This window comes from Streptomyces sp. NPDC057474 (assembly GCF_042802555.1).
Taxonomy (GTDB): domain Bacteria; phylum Actinomycetota; class Actinomycetes; order Streptomycetales; family Streptomycetaceae; genus Streptomyces.
The window spans coordinates 1-4,795 of sequence record NZ_JBHVDX010000400.1 but is presented as its reverse complement, the minus strand read 5'-3'; the positions used below and the strand labels follow the sequence as shown (position 1 = coordinate 4,795).

Sequence of the window (4,795 nt, the reverse complement as noted above, 5' to 3'; positions counted from 1 at the left end):
GCTTTTGCCTTCAAGGGGCGCGGGGCTGTGACATGTGCGGCTCCGCCGCGTGGGCGCGACCAGCCACGACGAACCCGCAGCCCGCAGCCCGCAGTCGGCCCCGAGCTCCGAGCGGCTCAACCCAGCAGAGCGGTCACGCCTGATTCAGCTCGAACCAGACAACCTTCCCCGCACTCAACCGAGTAGCCCCCCACCGCTTGGCCAGCCGATTGACCAGGTAGAGCCCACGGCCCCCCTCGTCCGTCGCCCGAGCCTGCCGAAGCCGAGGCAGCTGAGGCACGTCATCGGTCACCTCGCACCGCAGCACATCCGTCCGCAGCAACCTCAACGTGACCGGCCGAGTCGCATACCGCACCGCGTTCGTCACGACCTCACTGATGAGCAGCTCGACGGAGTCGGTCAACTCCTCGAGCCCCCAGCGGGACAACGCATGCCGAGCCAGCCGACGCGCCCGCCCCGGAGCCATCTCCTCCGGCTCCAGGAACCAGTACGCGACATCGCTGGGAGCGATCCCATCGAACCGCGCGGCAAGCAGCGCGATGTCGTCGTCCCGGTCGCCCGGGCCGAGCATGTCGAGCACCTCGTCGCACAGCGCTTCCAGCGGCGGCGGATGATCCGGCCCGGTCAACTGCGCGGTCGCGGCCAGCTTCTCCCGCAACTGCTCTATCCCGGTCCACACATCCCTGAGCCGGGACTCCACGAGCCCGTCGGTGTACAGCAACAACGTGCCACCGGCCGGCGCGTCCAGCTCGACCGCCTCGAAGTCCACGCCGCCCACACCGATCGGCGCACCCGGCGGTACCCGCAGCACCTCGGCACGTCCGCCGAGATGCAGCAGCACCGGCGGCGGATGCCCGGCGTTGGCGATGGTGATCCGATGCGAGACCGGGTCGTACACGGCGTACAGGCACGTGGCCATCCGGTCCGTACCCAGCCGCTGCGCCTGCTCGTCGAGATGGTGCAGCACTTCCTGCGGCGGAAGATCCAGGCCCGCCAACGTCTGCGCGGTGGTCCGCAGCTGCCCCATGATCGCGGCAGAGGTCATCGAATGACCCATCACATCACCCACCACCAGCGCGACCCGGCTCCCCGGCAGGGGAATCGCGTCGTACCAGTCGCCGCCGACCCGCGCCGTCTCGGCGGCCGGCAGATACCGGTGCGCGAGCCGTACGCCGGTGCAGCGCGGCAGCGCCTCCGGCAGCATCGTGCGCTGCAGTTCGTCGGCGATGTACGCCTCACGGCCGTACAGCACCGCCTTGTCGATGCCGAGCGCGCTGTGCGTGGCGAGCTGGGCGGCGACCAGCAGATCGTCCTGCTCGAACGCCATCCGCTCCGGGCGGCGCAGGAAGACCGCCGCGCCGATCACCCGGCGCCGGCCGCGCAGCGGGGCGAGGATCGCCCGCTGGCCGGTCGGCACGGTCAGTTCGGCGTCCGGGCCGAGCAGTTCGGGCAGCGCGTCGTGCGCGGCGGGCGCGTCCGCGAAGACCGGCCGCACGCCCCGCAGCACCTCGGCGAGCGCCCCGCCGGGCCGCACCTCGCACTGCTCGGCGGTGACGACCGCCAGATCGACCGGCTGCTCGGGCTGGAGTGCGGGCATGAAGCCGCCCTCGGTGTCCCGCTCCTCGGGGATCCGGTCGGTGCGGCGCAGCCGCAGCACCATGGGCCCGGTGGGCCGCTCGTCGCCGACCGGCAGCGGCTCGCGCAGATACACGAGGATCGCGTCCGAGAACGTCGGCACGGTGGCCCGGCACAGACCCATCACGATCTCGTCCAGGTCTATGCCCCGGGCGATCCGACGGGTCGCGGCGCCCACGAAGCGCAGCCGGTCGCCGTCCCGTCGCATGGGCATGGGGGCGCCCGGCGCCACTCCCTGCCCGCTGCGCCGCTCCAGGCCGCCACCGGCCCCGCCGGACCGGTCCGGCTCACCGTCGGGCTGCGCCGGGATGCTTTCCGGCGCGGGCCGCGGGCGGTGCGGGTCGGGCTCGGTGGCCGCGGGCTGGGAGTGCTCGGAGAGCGCCGGCTGGGCGTGCTCCGAGGGGGCCTGTCCGCTCTTCGCGCACGAGGCCGCGGTGCCCGGCTCGGCCGGCGCGTCACCCATGCGTGCCTGAGCGGGTAAGGCCGCGGCGGGCGCGGTTCGCATCGGCTCCTGGGTACGCAGGAGCGCCCCGCGGGGATCCGTGGGGCCGGCGCCGCTCTGAGGGCGCTCGTGGGAGGTGGGGTGCTCCGTCACGCGTGTCGAATCCATCCGTCCGGGACTGCGCGTTGTGCGCGCAGTGCGTCCCGCAATCCCGATACTTCGTCCCGCAGAAAGGCCGATACCCCGAATACGTGTCCTGGGAACGGAATTCCCGCGTGGTCAGAGGCAGTTCCTGTGCCACACACGGTACCGGTGGGCTCGTCGAACGACAGTACTGCCCATCCGTCAGGCCGTCTCCGGCTCGTCCCGGTGTAACCCTCGTACCCCTTGATCACGTCTTGCCGCCCCTCGGTGACGTACGGTCAAGCCCTGCCCGAACTGCGGGAGTTGCCCCAGTGAACTCTTGCGGAGGACGATCCTACGGTTGCGGACCGGGGGCGCATCAAGGGTCTCATGAGGACAAGTGCGCGGGCGTACGGTCCCAGTCGTCCGGGAGAGACGGTACTCCCCACGCCGGATTCGGGCGCCAGTGCTGCCAGCCGTCCGAGAACGGTGGCCCCCACGCGCGGATCGCCTCCACCGCGGAACGACCCGCCTCCCGGACCCGCTCGGCCGCGTGAGCGTCCATCAGGCCGTCCTGCTGAGCCTGAGCGAACTCGTCCTCGTCGAGCCAGTTCCACGACTGGTCCGGATACACGCAGATGTCCAGGAAATGGTCCTCGGAGTCCACACCGCCGTCCCAACGGGCCAGCGGCGTCTCCAGATTGACGTACCAGTTCTTGAAACGCCAACCCTGCTCCCAGAACAGCCACACCGACCACGGCTCGCCCGGCCGCGCCAGCTTCAGCACCCCGGTGCCGGACCACCGGCCGAGCCGCACGCTGCGCGGCTTCTTGTACCGGGACGTGAGCGGTTCGGAGTTCAGCGAGGTGCCGTCCGCCAGTACGGGCCGTACACACTCGGTACCGGGCGCCATCCACACGGCCAGCAGATCCTCGTCGTCGCGAACGACCGTGACGGGGCGCGCGATATGGAAGCGTTCGCCGCCGTTCTCCCGGTAGCGCCACAGGATCTGACTCCCCGGCTCCCAGAACGCCGTCGATTCGCCCGCTTCCACTCGTCTCACCACTCCGTCGTCTCCCATGCGCAGATATTAGGTGTCATGCGCATATGACGCTGCGGTACCGCTCACGGTTCACGCCTTGGCGGGAATCGGTTACCCGTGTGACACCTGAGACGGCTGAAACTCGCCGTGCGGTCACGGCCGTGTCATCCGCAGGACATCCAGTGCCTCGTCGAGCTGCTCCAGGGTGAGGTCGCCGCGCTCCACGTACCCGCTCTCCAGGACGACCTCCCGGATCGTCTTCCGCTCCGCCAGCGCCTTCTTGGCGACCTTCGCGGCCTCCTCGTACCCGATGTACTTGTTGAGCGGGGTGACCACGGACGGCGAGGACTCGGCGTACTCACGGGCCCGTTCCCGGTGGGCGACGATCCCGTCCACCGTACGGTCGGCGAGCAGCCGGGAGACGTTGGCGAGCAGCCGGACGGACTCCAGGACGTTCTTGGCGATGACGGGCAGCATGACGTTGAGCTCGAAGTTGCCGGACGCGCCCGCCGTGGTGACCGTGACGTCGTTACCGGTGACCTGCGCGGCGACCATGAGCACGGCCTCCGGGATCACCGGGTTGACCTTGCCGGGCATGATCGAGGACCCGGGCTGGAGGTCCGGGAGCGAGATCTCCGCGAGACCGGTCCTCGGCCCCGACGCCATCCACCGCAGATCGTTGGCGATCTTGGTGAGGGACACGGCGATCGTACGGAGCTGCCCGGACGTCTCGACGATCCCGTCCCGCGCGCCCTGCGCCTCGAAGTGGTTCCGGGCCTCGGTGAGCGGCAGAGCGGTGGTCCGCGCGACCTCCGCGATGACGGCGGCGGAGAACCCGGGCGGCGTGTTGATGCCGGTCCCCACGGCCGTACCGCCCAGGGGGAGTTCGGCGAGCCGGGGGAGCGAGGCCTCCAGCCGCTCGATGCCGTACCGCACCTGGGCCGCGTACCCGCCGAACTCCTGGCCGAGAGTGACCGGTGTGGCGTCCATGAGATGCGTACGACCGGACTTCACGACGTCCGCGAACTCCTCCGCCTTCCGCTCCAGCGCCGAGGCCAGATGCTCCAGGGCAGGGATCAGATCACGCGTCACGGCGGCGGTGGCGGCGATGTGGATGGACGAGGGGAAGACGTCGTTGGACGACTGGGAGGCGTTGACATGGTCGTTCGGATGTACGTCCCGGCCGAGCCGCTCGCTCGCCAGCGTGGCGATGACCTCGTTGGTGTTCATGTTCGACGAGGTCCCGGACCCGGTCTGGAACACGTCCACCGGGAAGTGCTCGTCCCAGCGCCCCTCGGCCACTTCCGCGGCAGCCTCCCGGATCGCCTCGGCGATGTCCTTGTCGAGCACGCCCAGTTCGGCGTTGACCGTCGCGGCGGCGCTCTTGATCCTGGCCAGGGCCTCGATGTGAGCGCGCTCGATGTGCTGCCCCGAGATCGGGAAGTTCTCGACCGCCCGCTGTGTCTGGGCCCGCCACTTGGCGTCCGCCGGCACTCGGACCTCGCCCATGGAGTCGTGTTCGACGCGGTAGTCACTCATGTCCGGTACAGCGC

3 protein-coding genes are annotated in these 4,795 nt (G+C 70.4%); all 3 read right to left on the bottom strand.

The window, feature by feature from the left end; translation table 11 throughout:
* Window positions 1-133 precede the first annotated feature (133 nt).
* A complete protein-coding gene (locus ACFU53_RS46690; RefSeq protein WP_384006363.1) occupies window positions 134-2,245 on the bottom strand; it encodes a SpoIIE family protein phosphatase in 2,112 nt (703 codons plus the stop codon).
* Between the two features lie 343 nt (window positions 2,246-2,588).
* A complete protein-coding gene (locus ACFU53_RS46685) occupies window positions 2,589-3,281 on the bottom strand; it encodes a DUF402 domain-containing protein (RefSeq protein WP_384006362.1) in 693 nt (230 codons plus the stop codon).
* A 114-nt stretch (window positions 3,282-3,395) separates the two neighbouring features.
* On the bottom strand, window positions 3,396-4,781 hold the full coding sequence (locus tag ACFU53_RS46680) for a class II fumarate hydratase (RefSeq protein ID WP_384006365.1): 1,386 nt from the start codon (window positions 4,779-4,781) through the stop codon (window positions 3,396-3,398).
* Window positions 4,782-4,795: the final 14 nt, after the last annotated feature.